Annotated in this window: 17 protein-coding genes; 6 read left to right on the plus strand and 11 right to left on the minus strand. The window is 71.5% G+C overall.

The genetic code is table 11. From position 1 onward, the window contains the following. Window positions 1-90: 90 nt before the first annotated feature. Window positions 91-429, minus strand: a complete 339-nt coding sequence (locus ACZ7EC_RS12775; protein WP_471061695.1) for a GNAT family N-acetyltransferase — start codon at window positions 427-429, stop codon at window positions 91-93. A 484-nt stretch (window positions 430-913) separates the two neighbouring features. Between ACZ7EC_RS12775 and ACZ7EC_RS12780 the strand changes: the two genes are divergently transcribed. Next, complete coding sequence (locus ACZ7EC_RS12780; RefSeq protein ID WP_471061697.1) at window positions 914-1,786, plus strand: SGNH/GDSL hydrolase family protein; 873 nt, start codon at window positions 914-916, stop codon at window positions 1,784-1,786. Window positions 1,787-1,798: 12 nt separating this feature from the next. On the opposite strand, the gene ACZ7EC_RS12785 is transcribed toward ACZ7EC_RS12780, so the two are convergent. From ACZ7EC_RS12785 to ACZ7EC_RS12825, 9 genes are all read right to left on the minus strand, one after another. Next, entirely contained in the window at window positions 1,799-2,599 is an 801-nt protein-coding gene (locus tag ACZ7EC_RS12785; protein WP_471061699.1) for an SDR family NAD(P)-dependent oxidoreductase, read from the minus strand. A gap of 170 nt (window positions 2,600-2,769) precedes the next feature. Beyond that, window positions 2,770-3,966: a polysaccharide deacetylase family protein gene (locus tag ACZ7EC_RS12790; protein ID WP_471062059.1), complete on the minus strand. Its 1,197-nt coding sequence runs from the start codon at window positions 3,964-3,966 to the stop codon at window positions 2,770-2,772. 185 nt (window positions 3,967-4,151) lie between these two features. After that, window positions 4,152-5,030 carry a DMT family transporter gene (locus tag ACZ7EC_RS12795; protein WP_471061702.1) on the minus strand — a complete coding sequence of 293 codons (879 nt, stop codon included), beginning with the start codon at window positions 5,028-5,030 and terminating at the stop codon, window positions 4,152-4,154. Between the two features lie 152 nt (window positions 5,031-5,182). Beyond that, window positions 5,183-6,934: a carbohydrate binding domain-containing protein gene (locus ACZ7EC_RS12800; protein ID WP_471061705.1), complete on the minus strand. Its 1,752-nt coding sequence runs from the start codon at window positions 6,932-6,934 to the stop codon at window positions 5,183-5,185. A 185-nt stretch (window positions 6,935-7,119) separates the two neighbouring features. Continuing rightward, the gene (locus tag ACZ7EC_RS12805; RefSeq protein WP_471061708.1) at window positions 7,120-7,401 is read right to left on the minus strand and encodes a hypothetical protein; all 282 of its coding nucleotides are present in this window, start codon (window positions 7,399-7,401) and stop codon (window positions 7,120-7,122) included. A 72-nt stretch (window positions 7,402-7,473) separates the two neighbouring features. Next, on the minus strand, window positions 7,474-8,289 hold the full coding sequence (locus ACZ7EC_RS12810) for an ABC transporter permease (protein WP_471062061.1): 816 nt from the start codon (window positions 8,287-8,289) through the stop codon (window positions 7,474-7,476). Between the two features lie 37 nt (window positions 8,290-8,326). Then, entirely contained in the window at window positions 8,327-9,220 is an 894-nt protein-coding gene (locus ACZ7EC_RS12815; RefSeq protein ID WP_471061711.1) for an ABC transporter permease, read from the minus strand. Window positions 9,221-9,223: 3 nt separating this feature from the next. Then, window positions 9,224-10,417, minus strand: coding sequence for an ABC transporter substrate-binding protein (locus ACZ7EC_RS12820; RefSeq protein ID WP_471061714.1), 1,194 nt, complete (start codon window positions 10,415-10,417; stop codon window positions 9,224-9,226). 21 nt (window positions 10,418-10,438) lie between these two features. Further along, on the minus strand, window positions 10,439-11,470 hold the full coding sequence (locus ACZ7EC_RS12825; protein WP_471061717.1) for an ABC transporter ATP-binding protein: 1,032 nt from the start codon (window positions 11,468-11,470) through the stop codon (window positions 10,439-10,441). Window positions 11,471-11,574: 104 nt separating this feature from the next. Between ACZ7EC_RS12825 and ACZ7EC_RS12830 the strand changes: the two genes are divergently transcribed. Together ACZ7EC_RS12830 and ACZ7EC_RS12835 are read left to right on the plus strand one after the other, a co-directional pair. After that, a complete protein-coding gene (locus ACZ7EC_RS12830) occupies window positions 11,575-12,321 on the plus strand; it encodes a FadR/GntR family transcriptional regulator (RefSeq protein ID WP_471061720.1) in 747 nt (248 codons plus the stop codon). A 37-nt stretch (window positions 12,322-12,358) separates the two neighbouring features. Further along, window positions 12,359-13,123 carry a PDC sensor domain-containing protein gene (locus tag ACZ7EC_RS12835; RefSeq protein ID WP_471061723.1) on the plus strand — a complete coding sequence of 255 codons (765 nt, stop codon included), beginning with the start codon at window positions 12,359-12,361 and terminating at the stop codon, window positions 13,121-13,123. Between the two features lie 22 nt (window positions 13,124-13,145). Here the strand turns inward: ACZ7EC_RS12835 and ACZ7EC_RS12840 are convergent, their stop codons facing one another. Beyond that, window positions 13,146-14,624, minus strand: a complete 1,479-nt coding sequence (locus ACZ7EC_RS12840; RefSeq protein ID WP_471061725.1) for a glutamate-cysteine ligase family protein — start codon at window positions 14,622-14,624, stop codon at window positions 13,146-13,148. A gap of 735 nt (window positions 14,625-15,359) precedes the next feature. Between ACZ7EC_RS12840 and ACZ7EC_RS12845 the strand changes: the two genes are divergently transcribed. From ACZ7EC_RS12845 to ACZ7EC_RS12855, 3 genes are all read left to right on the plus strand, one after another. Further along, window positions 15,360-16,160 carry an SDR family NAD(P)-dependent oxidoreductase gene (locus ACZ7EC_RS12845; RefSeq protein WP_471061727.1) on the plus strand — a complete coding sequence of 267 codons (801 nt, stop codon included), beginning with the start codon at window positions 15,360-15,362 and terminating at the stop codon, window positions 16,158-16,160. A 534-nt stretch (window positions 16,161-16,694) separates the two neighbouring features. After that, the gene (locus ACZ7EC_RS12850; protein ID WP_471061729.1) at window positions 16,695-17,345 is read left to right on the plus strand and encodes a helix-turn-helix transcriptional regulator; all 651 of its coding nucleotides are present in this window, start codon (window positions 16,695-16,697) and stop codon (window positions 17,343-17,345) included. Between the two features lie 94 nt (window positions 17,346-17,439). Further along, a complete protein-coding gene (locus tag ACZ7EC_RS12855; RefSeq protein WP_471061731.1) occupies window positions 17,440-18,414 on the plus strand; it encodes a pyridoxal-phosphate dependent enzyme in 975 nt (324 codons plus the stop codon). The last annotated feature ends 26 nt before the right edge of the window (window positions 18,415-18,440 follow it).

An 18,440-nucleotide genomic window follows, 5' to 3' on the forward strand; every position in this document is an offset into this window, starting at 1 on the left:
GGATGGCTGCTGTTCGAGCTGGACGGATCTTGCCATCGCCGGGCGGGGATGGCAAGGCCCGCGCACCGGGCGGGAGTTGCGCGCCGCGGCTCAGCCGAGTTGGGAATCGAGCCAGCTCAGGATCTCGGGGGTCACCTCGTCCGTGATGTCCGCGAACTCCTCGTGCTTCTTCAGGAACCCGGCGACGTACGGGCACACCGGCACGATCCGCTTGCCGAGTGCGCGCACGTCGGTGAGGGCGTACTCGACCAGTCGTCCGGCCAGGCCCTGCCCGGCGTGGGCGTCGTCGATCTCGGTGTGGAAGAAGACCCGCTGCTCGCCCCGGTCGCGGTAGGCGGTCAGGCCGGCGCGCTCGCCGCCCACCAGGATCTCGTAACGGTGCCGTGCGTCCACGCGCTCCACGGTCGGCGCGGGGGAGGACTGGTCCATGGTCGTCCTTTCGACAAAGGGAACACCGGTGCGGCGAGGTGCGGGAGGATGCCGCCGAGAATTCGCCGCACTCCGCACTCTATCCCCGTTCCCGCAGGTCAGCGCCGAGAGGATCGGCTCTCGAGCGCCGTATCCGTGCGCGGCCGTCCGGCACCGGCGAGGGGCCGGGCGCCGACACGACGGAACCGGCGGCCGCCGGTCCACCGCTCTCGGCGGCGTTCGTGCTCGAATGATCCATGCCGACGCCAAGTCCCCTGCGTGTCACGGCTATTTGTCACTCACGTTTCATGAGCATTTCAAGAACTTCGGTCCGCAATGTTGACTCGGCGATCAGCTGCCCGCACATTACCTAGCGGTAGAACTCGCTGGTAGTACCCGCAACTCCCTGCTCCACGGCCCTCGTCGTGCGCACCCCACGCAGCGCCCCGGCGGCCGGCGATACCCCCTGCCCCACACCCGTCGCGTAGAAGAGGGAGCACTCCCTATGCCCACCCCTGCCCTGCGCCGTGCCGCCGCCGCGGCATCCGCACTCGCCGGCACGCTGGCCCTCGGCCTCACCGCCGCCCCCGCTCATGCGGCGACGCCGCTCAACTACGCGGCCCTTGGCGACAGTTACAGCGCCGGCTCGGGTGTCACGCCCGTCGACACCAGCAATCTGCTCTGCCTGCGCTCCACGGTGAACTACCCGCACGTCCTCGCGCAGGCGACCGGCGCCTCGCTGACCGACGTCACCTGCGGCGGCGCCGAGACCAAGGACTTCACCCAGTCCCAGTATCCCGGCGTGGCACCGCAGTTGGACGCGGTGAACGCGAACACCGACCTGGTGACGCTGACCATCGGCGGCAACGACAACAGCACCTTCCTGAACGCCATCGTGGACTGCGGCACCGCCGGCGTCCTCAGTGCCGGGTTCGGCCACCCCTGCAAGGACAAGTACGGCACGTCCTTCGACGACGCGATCGACGCCAACACCTATCCCGCGCTGAAGAGTGCCCTGACCACCCTGCGGGCCAAGGCACCCCACGCCCGTGTGGCGGTGCTGGGCTATCCGTGGATCGTGCCCACCGCCTTCGAGGCGTCCTGCTTCGTCAAGCTGCCCATCGCCTCCGGCGACATCCCGTACCTGCGCGCCCTCCAGGCCCACCTCAACTCCGTGGTGCAGCGCGCCGCCCAGGAGACCGGGGCCACCTACGTGGACTTCTCGCAGGCGTCCGACGGACACGACGCCTGCCAGCCCTCGGGCACCCGGTGGATCGAGCCGCTGCTGTTCGGGTCGAACATCGTGCCGGTGCACCCCAACGCGCTCGGCGAGCAGCGTATGGCCGAGCGCACGATGAGCGTCCTGGGCCTCGGCTGACGAGGACCCGGATCAGGCGCGGGCGCCCCCGTCGACCCTGAGCACCGTGCCGGTCACGAAGGAGGACCGGTCGCTGAGCAGCCACGCGGCGGCCTCGGCGATCTCCTCCGGGGCGGCCGGCCGGCCCAGCGGGATCCCCGCCGTGATCCGCTCCGACACACCGGGCGAGTCCGCCTCCCAGGTCTGGGTCATCTCCGTCAGCGTGAAGCCCGGCGCGATCGCGTTGACGCGGATGCCCTCGGGGCCGTAGGTCACGGCGGCCGACGCGGTCAGGCTGTTCACCGCGCGCTTCGTCGCCGCGTAGGCGGGCAGCTCGGGATTCCCGCGCAGGCTGCCCACCGACGAGTTGTTGACGATGGCTCCGGTCCCGGCGCTCGCCCGGATGGCGGCCACCTCGGCGGCCATGGCCAGCCAGACGCCCTTCATGTTCACCGTGTAGATCCAGTCGAGGTCGGCCTCCGGAAACTCGTCCATGGGGCCGGGCCGCTGGATCGTCGCCCCGTTGTTGAACGCGACGTCGAGCCGGCCGAACCGCTCCACCGCGCGGTCCACGGCGGCGCGCACGCTCGCCCCGTCGGAGAGGTCGCAGACCACGTGGTCCGCGGTGCCGCCCGCCGCCCGGATCTCCTCGGCCACCGCCGCCAGTTGGTCCTCCGTACGCGCGGCGAGCAGCACCCGTGCGCCCTCCCGTGCGAAAAGTCGCGCCGCCGCCGCGCCGATGCCGCGCCCGGCGCCGGTGACGAAGGCGACCTTGCCGGCCAGCAGCCCGGCGGAGGCCGGGCCGGATGTCTCGGTGTTCTGAGTGCTGTGCATACCTATGAGCCTGTACCCTGCTGCGCGCCGTATCCAGGCACCATCTGTACCCGGCTGGGCCATCCGGCGGGCGCGGACACCGGAACGGTGGACAGTGCGTCGGCAGGGCGGACAGCGCGTCGGAACGGTGGACAGAGCGTCTTGGCCACCCTGGACACCGTGGTCCGCCCCTACTTGGCCGGGCGCAGGTACGAATTCCAGCCGTCGGCTGGCTTCTCGCCCACCTCCAGGGTGCGCAGTTGCGCGAGGATCGCCGGGTCCTGGGCGTCGAGCCAGTCGACGAACTGCCGGAAGGAGACGAGCCGCACCTCCGGCCGCCCGGCGATCTGCCGCAGCGCCTCCTCGACCGCGTCCATGTAGATGCCGCCGTTCCACTGCTCGAAGTGGTTGCCGATGAACAGCGGCGCGCGGTTGGTCTCGTAGGCCCGGTCGAATCCCGCCAGGTACGCCTGCGAAGTCTGGGCCCGCCAGTAGGGGTAGTTGTACGACGGCGCGCGCGTCGAGTTCAGGGACTGGTTGGCCAGCATGTTCCAGTCCATGGACAGCACCTCGAAGCTGCGTCCGGGGAACGGGATGCCCTGCAACGGCAGATCCCACACGCCGTTCCGCTTCCGCGGCCAGCGCTGCACCCCGCCCGGTGACGAGGCGTCGTACCGCCAGCCCAGCGCGCGGGCGGTCGGCAGCAGGTTCTCCTGGCCGAGCAGACAGGGGGTGCGGCCGCCCACGAGTTCCTTGTCGTAGTCGAAGGGCAGCGGCGGCTCGTCGTGCCAGCCGGTGTTGGTGCGCCAGGTCGTGACGAAGGTCCGGGCCTGCTCGATCTCCGAGCGCCACTGCGCCGGGGTCCAGTCGGCCACCGATCCGGAGCCCTCGCAGAAGTGCCCGTTGAAGTGCGTGCCGATCTCGTGCCCGTCGAGCCATGCCTGGCGGACGTACTTCAGGGTCTCCTTGATGTGCGCGTTCGTGAGATAGCCGATGTCCGAGGCGCCGACCGGGTTGTTCGGCGGCCGGTACAGCCGCTTCTTGTCCTCCGGCAGCAGGTAGAGGCCGGAGAGGAAGAAGGTCATACGGGCGTCGTGCTCGCGCGCGAGTTCCAGGAAGCGCGGGAAGAGTCCGGTGCCGAGTTCGCCCGCGCCGTCCCAGGAGAACACCACGAACTGCGGCGGAGTCTCGCCCGGCTCCAGCGGGGTGGGCGCGTCCGGCTGGTTCGGCTGGCGTCCGGTATAGGCGGTCGAGCCGTCGCCGATCGGCCGGGGCGCCTGCTGCTGCCCGCCGGGTCCGCCGGAGCCGAGGCCCCATCCACCGCCGTCGCATCCGCTCAGCGCGGCGGCCGCCACGCCGAGTCCCGCACCGAGGCCCAGGCGCGCCACACTCCGGCGGCTGATTCCCTGCGTCGCCACGCCATCGCCTCCTCGACCGGGGCGTTCGATCCGCCCGACGCGACGCATAATATGGACGATAAGCATATGAGCGGGCTCATTTATCGCGGCGTGGTGCATAAAGGATATTCATACTTCAGAGACGGAGACGGAGACGGAGCCGGAGTTGGGGCCGGTCAGCTCTCGATCTCCTCCGCGGTCGGCACCGGCACGATCGCGATCCGCTGCACCGCCCGGCTCAGCACCAGCACGCCCGCGACGATCACCAGCGCCCCGCACGCCTCCGGCACCAGCCACCAGCCCGTGCGGATCCGCTCGTGGAACAGGGCGATGCCGAGGGCCAGGCTCACCACCGCGTCGCCGATGGTCAGCGCGGGCTGGGCCGCGACCAGCGGACCCGCCTGGAGCGCGTTCTCCAGGAGCAGGACGGCGGCCACCCCGGCGAGCGCGAAGCCGTACGTCTGCCAGGAACGCAGGAACGCCTGGAAACCCTCGTCGGCAAAGGTGCCCGAGGCCGACTTCAGCAGCGCGGCGGTCAGCGCGTTGCCCGTGGCGGACGCGGCGGCCAGCAGGGCGGCACGCCGGGCCGCCGGGCTGCCGGGGGTGGCGAGGAGCACGGCGGCGGCCATCGCGCCGACGCACAGGCACAGTGCCGGGACCCAGCGGGTGAGCGGGGCCTGGTCGGTCGCTCCGTGCGGCGCGGCCGCGATCAGCAGTACGGCGAGCCCCGCCACACAGCTCGCCACGCCCCACCAACCCGAGCGGGGCAGCCGCCGGTGCATCAGCGGGGCGGCCACCAGCAGCGCGAACGGCAGCTCCAGGATGAACAGCGGCTGCACCAGCGCCAGCGGACCGTTGACCAGGGCCAGGCTCTGGAACAGGGCCGCGCAGATCACACCGGCCATGCCGATCATCCAGAACGGCCGGCGCACCAGCTCCGCGAGCAGCCGGATCCCGCCGCGGTCGCTCGCGGAGGCGGCCTTGCGCTGGAACGCGGTGCCCACGGCGTTGCTCGCCGCGCCCGCGACGGCGAACACCGCGGCCAGTCCGATCACGCCCGTCTCCCCTGCCTGCGGTCGTCTCGTCCCGAGGAGTCTCACCCACAGCCTCTCTCAGCCATCGGAAGATCGCCGCGCGTCGCCGGGGGCAGACGGCTGGGCCCGTCCGGTGCGCTCACCGGACGGGCCCAGCCGCGGGAAGGGACGGGTCAGGACAGGGCGAGGTCGTCGGCGTAGACGGTGCCCTGGCCGTACCAGCCGTGCACGTACACGGTGACCGTGCCGGAGGAGCCGGTGGTGAACGGCACCGTCAGCTTCTGCCAGGAGGAGGACGAGGTCCAGGTGCTGGCCGTCGCGCCCCCGCTCGCGCCGAGGTAGGCGTATGACCCCTGCACCCAGCCGCTGAGCGTGTACGACGTGTTCGGCTTGAGGGTGAGGGTCTGGGCGCACTGGCCGGTCGAGGAGGAGGTCGGCGCGGTCTGGAGCGCGTGGCTGCCGCTGTGCGCCGGGGAGGAGACCACCGCGGCCCCGCTGTCGCAGGTCCAGGGCGACAGCGAGCCGCTCTCGAAGCCGCCGTTGGCGAGTGCCGTCGGGGTGCCGCCGGACCCGTTCACGGTCAGGCTGAAGGTGGAGCTGTGCGTGGCCGAGCCCGCCGTGCCGGTGACGGTCAGCGAGTAGGTGCCCGGCGCGGTGGCGGCGGTCGTCTTCACGGTGAGCGTGGAGCTGCCGCCGGCGGTGACCGACGTGGGGCTCAGCGTCGCGGTCACCCCGCTCGGCGCCCCACTGACCGTCAGCCCCACGGACTGCGCGCTGCCCGAGGCCACCGACGTCTTCACGGTCGCCGTCGTGGAGGCGCCGGGATCGACGGCGGCGGAGGCGGGGGAGAGGGCGAGGGAGAAATCGTTGGCCGGCGGGGTGGTCGTACCGCCCGAGAACGGCGCGAAGGTGTGCGTGAAGTACCAGGTGTCCTGGCTGATGCCCGAGCAGCTGTCGGAGCCGCCGGTGCCGGGGCAGCCGCCGTTGTCGCGCTGGAGCGCCCAGAAGGAGAGGGTGTTGATGCCCTTGGAGACCGCCCAGTCGTACACCGCCGGGGCGTCGGCGGTGGTGAAGGTCTCGGCCGCGCCGTAGTCGTCGATGCCGGGCATCTCGGTGACGCCGATCATGTTCCACAGCTGGCTGTCGGACAGGTTCGCGTACAGCGAGGCGAGCTGGCCGTGCAGGCCGGTCGCGGCCGTCTGGGTGTCGGTGGCCATGTGATGGGTGGCGCCGTCGTAGTAGTCGAACGTCATGAGGTTGACGACGTCCACCTTGGCGCCCGCGTTCTTGGCGCTGCGCAGCACCGCGAGCCCGCTGTCGGCGAGCCCGGTCGTGGTGGTGGGCAGGGTGTACGAGAACTGCACCGAGCGCCCGTTGGCGGCGGCCCAGTCCTGGACCTTCTTGATGGCCTGGTTGCGGCGGTCGATGCCGGCCTGGTTGGTCAGCGAGTTGTCCTCGACGTCCATGTCGAGCCGGGAGACGTCGTACGTGGTGATGATCTTCTCGTAGGCGGCCGCGATGGAGTCGACGCTGGTGCAGCTGTCGGCGATCTCGGTGCCGCCGTCGTCGGCGGCGTATCCGCCCAGCGAGGGGATGACGTCGCCGCCGCGCGAGCGGATGGTGCTGAAGTCGGAGCCGTAGACCGAGGAGGCGATGGGCGTGCTGGTGTCGCCGTCCCAGTAGGGCGTGCAGGAGCCCTTCTTCTCGGTCTGGATGAACGCCATGGTGAGGTACTTGGCGCCGGAGGACTGGGCGAGCGCGGCGGGGCTCTCGCCGTTGTAGGCCTCGAAGTAGGGGGCGAAGACATGCGCGGGCAGCGGGGTCGCCGCGTGTGCGGTACCCCCGATGCCCAGGGCCAGCCCCGCGGACGCGGCCAGGGTGGCCACGCCGGTGAGCAGGGCGCGTACGGATCTCGGACGTGTCATCGGGTACTCCCGGTTGGCGAACGACAGTCGATCGAGCGGGGGGTGTCGCACGGCAGGGCCCGGCCGGGGCTGCTGGTCTAGGCCATAATTGGTCTGGACCAAACTCCGGTCAAGGTGCGGGAGCCGCCTTTTGCATGTTCATGAAAGAATCAACTGTTCGCTCGCCGCCCGGAGATGACTGGACGTCAGGTCGCGCAGGTGCCGCCACCTCGGCGGATACGGCCCAGCAGATCCCGGTGATAGGCGGCGAGCCGCCCCTCGGGGACGGGCGCCGGGCTGCCGGTGAGGGTGTACCAGGTGTCACCGCCGAAGTGCTGCACGGCGACGCGCGCACTGCGGCCGTCGGACCGCAGGACCGTGGCCACGGTGAGGTCGCCGGTGATGATGCCGGCCTCGTCCGTCATCGCTCCGCCGGGACCCGCGGTGACCCGGTCGACATAGCTGTTCACGCTCGGAGGGTTGCTCATGGGCCGCAGGGTTCCATCACGGCGGGCGCCACACCCGGACCGGCCCGCACCCGCGCGTGTCCGGCCCCCGGCTCACACCCGGCTGGAGGTCGCGGTGTCCGCCGACAGCCGCTGCGCCAGATAGATCGGCACCACCGACAGCAGCACCAGCACGGCGGCCACCACATTGACCACCGGTGCCTGCTGGGGCCGCGTCATGTTGTCGAAGATCCAGATCGGCAGGGTCTCGATGCCGGGTCCCGCCGTGAACGTGGTGACCACGATCTCGTCGAAGGACAGTGCGAACGACAGCAGCGCACCGGCCAGCAGCGCCGAGCGCACCAGCGGGAAGGTGACGTCCACGAAGGCGCGGAAGCTGGTCGCGCCGAGGTCCATCGCCGCCTCCTCGTACGAGCCCGTCGTCCGCCGCAGCCGGGCCACCACGTTGTTGAACACCACGACGATGCAGAACGTGGCATGCCCGACGATCACCGTGAACAGCCCGAGACCCACCCCGAGCGGCTGGAGCACCGTACTGAAGGCCGAGTTGAGGGCGATGCCCGTGACGATGCCGGGCAGCGCGATCGGCAGCACCACCACGAACGACACCGTGCCCCGGCCGAAGAAGCGGTGCCGGGCCACGGCGAACGCGATCAGCGTGCCGAGGACCAGCGCGATCGCGGTCGCCCCGAGCCCCGCCTTCACCGACACCCACAGGGCGTGCCGGGCGCCCGAGTCGTGCAGGGCCGCCGACCACCAGCGCCCGGTCACCCCCGGCGGCGGCCAGCTCGCGCTGCGGTCCGGGTTCAGCGAGTTGGCGAGGACCAGCAGCAGCGGGACGTAGATCACCGCGAAACCGAGCCCGGCGCCGATGCGCAGGGCGATGCGCGCACTGCGGGTGAGATGCACGTCGCTCATCCTCTCCGGAGGCCGGCACGGGGGCCGGTCACAGGCTGCTCAGGGCGCCGGTGCGGCGGATCGCCAGCAGGTACAGGACGATCACGAGCACGGGGACGGTGCCGAGCGCGGCGGCCATGGGCAGGTTCAACTCGATGTTGGAGTACACGAGATTGCCGATCAGCTGCGTCTTGCCGCCGACGATCTGCACGGTGATGTAGTCGCCGAGGCTCAGCGAGAAGGTGAACACCGAGCCCGCCGCCACCGACGGCAGCACCATCGGCAGCACCACCGAACGGAAGGTGCGCCCCGCACGGGCCCCGAGGTCCGCCGACGCGTCGAGCAGCCGTGCCGGGAGCTGTTCGAGCGCGGTGTGGATCGGCAGGATCATGTACGGCAGCCACAGGTACGTCAGCGTGAGCACGGTGGCCGGCAGCCCGAATCCGGGGCCGCCGGTCCCGAACGGTGCGAGCAGCCAGTCGGCGAGCCCGCCCCTCGACAGGATCAGCCGCCACGCGTACACCTTGACCAGGTAACTCGCCCACAGCGGGGTGAGGATGGCGACCACCAGCAGCGGGCGCCGGCGCGGTGGGGCCACCCGCGCGGTGTAGAAGGCGACCGGGAAGGCGATCAGCGCGCACAGCACGGTCACCGCCAGCGCGACGCCGACGCTGCGCACGATCACCTCGCGGAACACCGGCACCGTCACCAACTGGTGGAAGTTGTCCGCCGACCAGACCTTCACCACCTGGGAGGTGAAGGAGTCGGTGGTCCAGAACGCGGAGGCGAACAGCACCGCGAGCGAGCCCAGATACAGGACGATCAGCCACAGGAGCGGCGCGGTGAGGAGCAGGGTCAGACGCAGCCGGGGCCGGCGGTGCAGGGCCCCGGCGAGCCGCCGTATCCCCGAGGCCCGTTCCGCGGCGGTCGCTTCGCTCGCCACCGGTCAGCCCTTGATCTCGGTCCAGGCCTGCACCCACTTGGCGTAGGGCACGCACTTCACGTCCGTGCGGCCGTCCAGGCACTGCTCGATCGGGGTGTTCCAGAAGGCGATCCGCTTCCAGTAGTTCTCGTCGGCCGCGTGGTAGACCGTGCAGAAGTTCTTGTCCGACGTCTGCGCGCACGCCCTGGAGTTGGCCGGAGCCTCGCCGAAGTACTCGGCGACCTCGGCGTTGACCTTGGGGGAGACGATCCAGTTCAGCCATTTGTAGGCGCAGTTGGGGTGCTTGGCCTTGCTGGAGACCATCCAGGTGTCCGACCAGCCCGTCGAACCCTCCTTCGGCACCAGCGCCTTGACCTTGGCACCCTCGGAGGCCGCGAGGTTGGCGGTCACCTGCCAGGTGGTCCCGACGACCGAGTCGCCGCTCTTGAAGGCGGAGACCTCCTTGAGGTAGTCGCCCCAGTACTCGCCGACGTCCGCGTTCTGCTTCTTCAGCAGGGCCACGGCCGCGTCGAACTGCTTCTGGTCCAGCGCGTACGGATCCTTGATCTTCAACTCCGGCCTGGTGGCCTTGAGATAGAGGGCCGCGTCGGCGATGTAGATCGGCGAGTCGTACGCGGTCACGTGCCCCTTGTATCTGGACGCGCCCTCGAAGACCGCGGACCAGGAGGTGGGCGCGGGCTTCACCTTCTCGGTGTTGTACATCAGCAGATTGGCGCCCCGGCCGTGCGGGATGCCGTACATCCTCCCGTCCACCGAGTTCCAGGCGCCGTTCTTCAACCCGCTGAAGACATCCTTGTAGTTGGGCACGAGATCGGTGTTGACGGGGGCCGCGTCGCCGGAGGCGATCAGGCGCAGGGAGGCGTCACCGGAGGCGGACACGGCGTCGTACTCGCCGGTCTTCATCAGCTTGACCATCTCGTCCGAGCTGGCGGCGACCTTGGAGTGGACCTGGCAGCCCGTCCGCGACTCGAAGTCGTGGACCCAGTCGATCCTCGGGTCGTTCGAGCCGTCCTCCACATAGCCGGCCCAGGCGATCAGGTTGACCTGCCCCTCGGTCCTGCCGAGTTTCGTGGGGGCCTTCAGATCGGGCGGGTTGAGGCCGGTGGCCGAGGTGGAGCCGGAGGAGTCGCAGGCGGCGGCGAGCAGCAGCGCGGCACCGGCGCAGGCGGCGGTGCGCAGGGTTCGGGTGAGACGCACGGCGTTTCTCCAAGGGTGGGGTCAGGAGGGCAGGCGGACGGCGTGGCGGCGGTGCCACTGGAGGCGGACCCGGCTGCCGCGGTAGGCCGCGACGTCCTCGGCGGAGGTCTCCAGATTCTGCTGCACCGCGGTGAGCCGGCCGCCGCCGTCGAGGTCGACGAGGAGCCGGGTGGTGTCCCCGAGGTAGACGACATCGGCGACCATGCCGGTGGCGGTGGTGTGTTCGGGCTGGTCCGCCTCCGCGGACTCCTTCAGGACGCGGATCTTCTCCGGGCGGATGTTGTAGACGCCCTCGGCGCCGACCAGCCGCCGGGCCGTCTCTCCGTCGAGCAGGTTGGAGGTGCCGACGAAGGCCGCGACGAAGGGCGTCGCCGGGCGTTCGTAGATCTCCGCGGGGGTGCCGACCTGGGCGATGCGGCCACGGTCGAAGACGGCGATCCGGTCGCTCATGGTCAGCGCCTCCGCCTGGTCGTGGGTGACGAACACGAAGGTGATCCCCACCTCCCGCTGGATCGCCTTGAGTTCGCTCTGCATCCGCTCGCGCAGCTTCAGGTCGAGGGCGCCCAGCGGCTCGTCCAGGAGCAGCACACGGGGGCGGCCGACGAGGGCGCGGGCGAGCGCGACGCGCTGCCGCTGGCCGCCGGACAGCTGGGCGGGCCGCCGGGCGCCGTAGCCCTCCAGCCGCACCCGCGCGAGCGCCTCGCGGGTACGGGCGAGCCGCTGGGCCTTGGGCACCTTGCGGATCTTCAGCGCGTACGCCACGTTCTGTTCGACCGTCATGTGCGGGAACAGCGCGTAGTCCTGGAAGACGGTGTGCACGTCCCGCTCGAAGGGGGCGAGCCCGGTGACCTCCTGACCGGCCAGTTCGATCCGGCCCGCGTCGGGGGTCTCGAACCCGGCGACGAGCCGCAGCACCGTGGTCTTCCCGGAACCGGACGGGCCGAGCATCGAGAAGAACTCGCCGTCCCGTATCTCCAGATCGACTCCCGCGACGGCGGCCGTCTCGCCGAACGACTTGCGCAGGTCGTGCAGCCGGATCGCAACTCCCTGCATAGGGGAACCTTTCTGGCGCGCGGTACGTTGTCCGCAAACATATGAAGTCATAGTTCTCGACTCAAGAGCCCGTTGGGGTAAAGCTTGAGTCAACGCACGAGGTGATGGCCGTGAGGCAGGAGCAGATCGACGGCGGCGCCCGCAGGGCCGTGTTCAGCCCGGTGGAGAACCGGGCCCGCGTGGACACCGTCGTCCGCCGCCTCGGCGACGCGATAGAGCTGGGCCTCCTTGCCGACGGCGAGCAACTGCCGGGCGAGAGTGAACTCGCGGGGCGGCTCGGTGTCTCCACCGTCACGTTGCGGGAGGCCCTCATGGCCCTGCGGCAGCAGGGACTGCTCATCACCCGCCGGGGCCGCGGCGGCGGCAGCTTCGTGTCGCTGCCCGAGCTGCCCGCCGGGGACCGGCTCAGGTCCCGGCTGCGCGGCTGGAGCACGGAGGAACTGCGCGATCTCGGCGATCACTGGGCCGCCCTGTCCGGCGCCGCCGCCCGGCTCGCCGCCCAGCGCACCGAACCCGAGGACCTGGTACAACTGCGCCGCACGGCAGCGGAGTTGACGCGGACCGACGACGCGGCGGCGCGCTGTCGGCTGTACGGCCGTTTCCATGTGGAACTCGCGGCCGCCGCCCAGTCCGCCCGGCTCACCCGCGAACAGCTCGCGCTTCAGGGCGAAGTGGGCGCGCTGCCGTGTCTCGTGCTCGCCGACGACTCCTGTCGTGAAGAAGTTGCGGACCGGCAGCGCGGGTTGATCTCCGCCGTGCAGGATGGGGACCACGCAACGGCCGGCACGCTGGCCGAGCGGTGCGTCAGGGAGCCGGTGGCGCGGCTCGTCGCCGTACGTCTCGGACTCTGAGCGCGCCGCGCCCGGTTTTCGTCCGCTGGAGGACCCGATGGGCGTCAGCCCCGAACTCGCCGCCTCCGGCACGGAGTCGGAACTGCGGGTGGCCGCGCAGGTGGGCGGCGCCCTGGAGGCCGTCTTCGACGCGGTCGCGGCCACCCGCGCCGAGGCGACGGCCCTGCTCGCCCGAGTGAGTGCCGAGGGGCGCCCGGCGGTCAGCGCCGACCTCGCCTGCCTCCGCCCCGGACTCCACCAGCGCCTCAGGTGCGACGCGTTGGTCTCCGGCGCCGGCTTCGTCGCCGCTCCGGGGCTGCTGGCCGATGTGCCCGCCTGGCTGGAGTGGTGGCAGTGCGCCGCCGGGGGCGACGTACGACCGCTGCTGCTCGACCTCGACCCCGGCCGGTCGGCGTACTCCGACTACACCCACTGGGACTGGTTCGCGCTGCCCCGCGCCACCGGACGCCGGGCGGTCGCCGGACCGTACGTCGACTATCTCTGCTCCGACGAGTACAGCCTCACCCTGTCCGAACCGGTATACGCACAGGGGGAGTTCGCCGGAGTGGCCGCGGCCGATGTGTATCTGCGCCACTTCGAGGCCGCCGTGCTGCCGCTGCTGCGGCACCTCGCGCGCCCCGCCCATCTGGTGAACGCCCGCGGCCGCGTCGCCGCCTCCGCGGACCCCGCGCACCTGGCCGGATCCCTCACCAGGGGCCCGGACTTCGGTGAACTGCTGCTCGGGGAGCACCGGACCGGCGTCCACGAGGGCATGCGGCTGGTGCCCTGCCGGGGGATCCCGCTGGTTCTCGTACTGGCCTGAGGAGTGGGGGAGTCGACGCGGATCAGTCGACCGGCCAGGTGTGGACCGGGGCGTTGAGATGCATGTAGTCGATGTACAGCTGTGTCATGCGCCGCAGCGCCTCGTGCCGGGAGCAGTGTGCGGTGCCGATGATGTGGTGGAACATCTCCTTCTGCCACACGGCGCCGTTGCGGGCCGCCACACAGCGCTGCTCGATGATGCCGAGCAGCGGCTCCCGCCAGGCCGCGTCCATCCCGGAGCGCTCCAGTCCGCGGTGGGCGAGCGGCAGCAGCCGGCGCAGCACCAGTTCGGGCGCCGTGACCTCGCCGGCGCCGGGCCAGTACAGCAGCGCCTCCATGCCGTGCCGGGCCGCGCTGTGCAGGTTCTCCTCGGCGGCCTTGAAGGACATCCGCGACCACACCGGCCGGTCCTCCTCGACCAGCGCGCGGGTGAGCCCGTAGTAGAAGGCGCCGTTGGCGAGGGTGTCGGCGACGGTCGGCCCGGCGGGCAGCACCCGGTTCTCCACGCGGATGTGCGGCCGGTCCCGGAAGACGGCGTAGACGGGGCGGTTCCAGCGGTAGATCGTGCCGTTGTGCAGGGTGAGTTCACCGAGTTCGGGCACGTCGCCGCGGTCCAGCGTCTCCACCGGGTCCTCGTCGTCGACCAGGGGGAGCAGGGCGGGGAAGTAGCGCACGTTCTCCTCGAACAGGTCGAAGACGCTGGTGATCCATCGCTCCCCGAACCACACCCGCGGCCGTACACCCTGCACCTTGATCTCCTGCGGGCGGGTGTCCGTGGCCTGTTCGAACAGCGGGATCCGGGTCTCGTGCCACAACTCCTTGCCGAACAGGAAGGGCGCGTTCGCCGCGAGCGCCACCTGGACGCCGGCGATGGCCTGCGCCGCGTTCCAGTAGTCGGCGAACTCCTCCGGAGAGACCTGGAGATGAAACTGGGTGCTGGTGCAGGCTGCCTCCGGGGTGATGCTGTCCGCGTAGGTGCGCAGCCGGTCGACGCCGTCCACCTCGATGCGCAGGTCCTCGCCGCGGGCCGCGAAGACCTGGTCGTTGAGCAGGCGGTAGCGGGGATTCTCCGACAGCGTCTCCTCGCCGATGTCCTCCTGCCGCAGCGTGGGCAGGATGCCGACCGTGATCAGCCGGGCGCCGACCGTGCGCGCCCGCTCGTCGGCGTGGTCGAGCGCGGCCCGTATCTCCGATTCCCAGGCGTCCGGTCCGCCCGCCGTCAGCCGTCTCGGCGGCACATTGATCTCCAGGTTGAAGCGGCCCAGCTCGGTGGACCACGCCGGGTCGGAGATCGCGTCCAGCACGTCGCTGTTGCGCATGGCGGGCTCGGCGTCGTCGTCCACCAGATTCAGCTCTATCTCCAGGCCCACCTGCGGCCGCTCGGCGTCGAAGCGCGCCTCCCGCAGCATCTTCGCGAACGCGTCCAGGCACTCCTGCATCTTGACCCGGTACCGGCGGCGGTCCTCGCGGGTGAACACGAGCGCCGGGACGTCACGCCCCATCGCGCCTCCAGGGTGACCTTCGTCGGACGGCCTGATCGTCGGACCGTCTCATCCCAATGTCGCACCATCGGTGGGGGGCCACCATGCGGCCGATCGGCGGGGGCCACGGTGCGGCCTGTCGGCGGGGGCCGGTACGCGGCTGTCGGCGGGGGTCGCGATGCGGTCTGTTGGTGGGGCTGGTGCGCGGCCGATCGGTGGGGGTCGGCATGCGGTCGATCGGCGGGGTCGCGGTGTGGCTCGTCGGTGGGGGCTGCGATGTGGTCTGTCGGTGGGGGCCGTGATGTGGTCTGTTGGTGGGGCTGGTGCGCGGCCGATCGGTGGGGGTTGGCATGCGGCCGATCTGCGGGGCCACGGTGCGGCCTGTCGGCGGGGGTCGGCACGCGGCCGATCGGCGGGGCCGCAGTGCGGCTCGTCGGTGGGAGCCGCGACGCGGCCTATCGGCGCAGGTTGCGATGCGGTCTGTTGGTGGGGCCGGTGCGCGGCCCACCGGTGGGGGTCGGCATGCGGCCGATCTGCGGGGCCACGGTGCGGCTCGTCGGTGGGGGCTGCGACGCGGCCTGTCGGCGGGCGCCGAGGCGTGGCCCAGCGGCGGGGTCGGCACGCGGCAGATCGGCCGGGGCCGCGATGCGGATCGTCGGCCGGTGCCGCCACGTGGACGCGGACCGCCCCGCCTCGCCCCCCGGCCGGAGGCCCCCGCCGGGGTTGGGCCCCGCGACGCTGGTTACCCCGGAGCGTATGAACGAGGAGAAGCCACTCGCCCTGGTGACCGGGGCGTCCAGCGGAATCGGATACGCACTGGCCAGGCAGTTCGCCGAGCACGGCTACGATCTGGTGATCAACGCGGAGGACGGCCGCCTGGACCAGGCGGCGGACCGGCTGCGGGAGACCGGCGCCGGGGTCCGCGCCGTGCGGGCCGACCTGCGGGACGCCGACGGCGTCGGCCGGCTGGTCGGCGCGACGAGCGGCCTGGACATCGACGTCGCCGTGCTCAACGCCGGGGTCGGGCAGGGCGGGGCCTTCACGGACACCGATCTCGCCGACGACCTCTCCGTCGTCGATCTGAACGTGACCTCGACCGTACGGCTCGCCAAACCGCTGCTGCGCGACATGGTCCGCCGCGGCACCGGCAGGCTCGCGTTCACGTCCTCGATCGCGGCGACCGCGCCGGGCCCCTTCCAGCCCGTGTACAACGCCTCGAAGTCGTTCGTGCAGTCGTTCGCCGAGGCGCTGCGCGAGGAGGTGAAGGACACGGGCGTCAGCGTCACCGCGTTCCTGCCCGGACCGACGGACACCGATTTCTTCCGCCGTGCCGGCCTCGGGGACACCAAGCTCGGCACGATGGAGAAGGACGACCCGGACGACGTGGCCCGGCAGGCGTACGAGGCGATCACGCACGGCCGCGGCTCGGTCGTCACGGGCTCCCTGAAGACCAAGGCCCAAGGCGCCGCGAACAAGGTCCTGCCGGACAGCGCCAAGGCCGCCATGCACCGCTCGATGACCGAGCCGGGGACCGCCGAGGGCGACGACCGCCGGTAGCCGGCGCGCCGGTCCGCGTGCGGCAGCCGGCCGGTCGTCCCGATGTGTCACCCGGTCGGTCCGTCTCCGTTGGCCGCCGGGCGAACGGCGACGGAAGGTCTGAACGAGATCTTCGGTCGCCGTGGCCACCCCGTGCGTCACGGCACCTCGAGACGCTCGCGGTACGCCCCCTGCGTGCCGCGGTGCCCCAGACCGGCCCCCGCCACACCGCCGATGCGTCGGCGGCTGCGGGTGGGGGGTCGAGCCGGGGCGGGGAACGGATAATCCATGCGCTCGGGTAGTTCCCCGCCCCGCCCCCTCCGGTACCGGTGTTTCAGCCGTCTCCGCCCGCGGGACGCATCGCTCCGCCCGGCACCCGGCACCCGGCCCGAGTCGTAACGTCGTCCGGACTCGTCGTCCTGGCCGAGGTCCGCCGACGCCCCGGACCGGATCCGGTCGCGGCGGTACTCCCTGGACAGTGGCCGGCCGATCGCTTAGCCTCACTGTCCAGAAATGGATTTTTAGGCCAAGGGGTCTCAGGGGAGAGGGCGGCGGATGGACGGTGCGGCGGCGGACGAGCATCTCGTCCAGGAGGCCGAGAAGATCGCCGTCGCCCTGGGCCGGATGTTTCCGGGCCTGTGCGAGGTGGTCCTGCACGACCTGCGGGACGCGGACCACTCGATCCGGACCATCGAGAACAACCTGTCGGGCCGTCAGCCAGGTGACCCGGCCACCGAGTTGGGCCTTCGCCGCATCGCCGATCCCGACTTCCCCGATGTCGTCCAGAACTACCCCAACCGCTTCCCGGACGGCCGCCCGGTGAAAAGCACCTCCATCGGCATCAAGAACGCCGAGGGCCGGTACATCGCGGCGCTCTGCCTCAACCTCGACGTCTCCGTGCTGTCGCCCGTGACGCTCGCCCTGGCGAACCTCGTGGCCACCGACAGCGGACACGGCGACAAGCCCCTGGAGACACTGCGCGACCGCCACACACGCGAACTGCGCCGCGTGATCGAGGAGTTCGCCGCCGAGCGCGGCGCCCCGCCGCGGTCGCTGAGCCGGACGGACAAGAGGGCGCTCGTGCGACAGCTCAACCGGGACGGCTACTTCGAGCCCCGCGACGCCGCGCGGACCATCGCCGACCTCCTCGGCGTCTCGCGGGCCACGATCTACAACTACGCGAAACCGCCCTCGGATCCGCGATGAGCCCACGGTCCTCCTCCGGCCCCGGAGGGACCCGCGCGCACCCGTCTTGAGCAGCAGCACCGACCAACACCCGGTACAGAAAGAGGACTTCGCCATGCCCGGCGCCGCCGACCTGCCCGTGACCCTCGACGACATCCGCGCGGCCGCCGAGCGCGTCAAGGGCTTCGTCCACCGCACCCCGGTGCTGACCTCGCGCACCCTCGACGAACGGGTGGGCGCGCGGGTGTTCATCAAGTGCGAGAACCTCCAGCGGATGGGCGCCTTCAAGATCCGCGGCGCCTACAACGCCATCGCCCGGCTCTCGGCCGGGGAACGCGCCAAGGGCGTCGCCGCGTTCTCCTCCGGCAACCACGCCCAGGCCACCGCCCTCGCCGCCCGCGAACTGGGCACCAGCGCCGTCATCCTGATGCCCGAGGACGCGCCCCGCTCCAAGATGGACGCCACCGCCGGGTACGGCGCCGAGGTCGTCACCTACGACCGCTACACCCAGGACCGCGTGGCGCTCGGCACGGCGCTCGCGAAGGAGCGGGGCCTGACCCTGATCCCGCCCTACGACCACCCGGACGTCATCGCGGGCCAGGGCACCGCCGCCCTGGAACTCCTGGAGGAGACCGGCCCGTTGGACGTCCTGCTGGTACCCGTCGGAGGCGGCGGGCTGGTCGCCGGCAGCGCCGTCGCGGCCAAGGGGCTGCACCGGGACGTCCGGGTCGTCGGCGTGGAGCCGGAGGGCAGCGACGACACCAAGCGGTCCCTGGAGCGCGGCAGCCGGGTCGCGGTTCCCGTGCCCCGCACCGTCGCCGACGGCCAGGCGGTCGCCGTCCCCGGCGAGCTGACCTTCGCGATCAACCGGCACCTGGTCGACTCGGTCGCGCTGGTCGGCGACGCCGAGATCCTCGACGCCATGCGCTTCGCCTTCGACCGGCTGAAGGCCGTCTTCGAACCCAGCGGTGCCACCGGCCTGGCCGCCCTCCTCGCCGGGCGCGTCGGCGATCTCCCGCCCCGTGTCGGCGTCATCGCCTCGGGCGGCAACATCGACACGCGCCGCTTCGCGGAGTTGCTCGGCGGCTGAGCCGTGCGGGTGCCCCGCCGCCCGGT

This window comes from Streptomyces sp. NPDC037203, from assembly GCF_055605065.1.